Genomic DNA, 487 nt, shown 5'->3' on the forward strand with positions numbered 1-487 from the left:
ATGAAGAAATAGTCGAACAGGTTTCGCAAGCGTGGAATAAATTCATTTCTGTTCCTGATACGGTTAAAAGCATATGCTCTAGAGACTGGATAAAATTGACTTAATCTTTATGCAGATTGGTATCACTGCTAAATCACTTTCCTGCAAACGTAAAAAAGCCCGACTATTGCTAGTCGGGCTTTCTTTAATTAGATCCTGGCAATGTCCTACTTTCACATAGCAAATGCTACACTATCATCGGCGCTGTTTCGTTTCACTACTGAGTTCGGCATGGGGTCAGGTGGGTCCAAAACGCTATTGTTACCAAGAAAATTCTTTTCAATTTTCTTATTTTAATTATTAAGTTTTAAGTCCTTCGACTAAATTTGGAGCCTGGCAATGTCCTACTTTCACATAGCAAATGCTACACTATCATCGGCGCTGTTTCGTTTCACTACTGAGTTCGGCATGGGGTCAGGTGGGTCCAAAACGCTATTGTTACCAAGCA

2 rRNA genes are annotated in these 487 nt (G+C 40.0%); both read right to left on the bottom strand.

Annotated elements, in window-relative coordinates:
• Positions 1 to 193: 193 nt before the first annotated feature.
• Positions 194 to 308 (bottom strand): 5S ribosomal RNA (gene rrf, locus H5187_RS23985).
• A 62-nt stretch (positions 309 to 370) separates the two neighbouring features.
• A 5S ribosomal RNA gene (gene rrf / locus H5187_RS23990) occupies positions 371 to 485 on the bottom strand.
• Positions 486 to 487: the final 2 nt, after the last annotated feature.

Source organism: Pseudoalteromonas sp. SG44-1 (assembly GCF_014164315.1).
Taxonomy (GTDB): Bacteria; Pseudomonadota; Gammaproteobacteria; order Enterobacterales; family Alteromonadaceae; genus Pseudoalteromonas; species Pseudoalteromonas rhizosphaerae.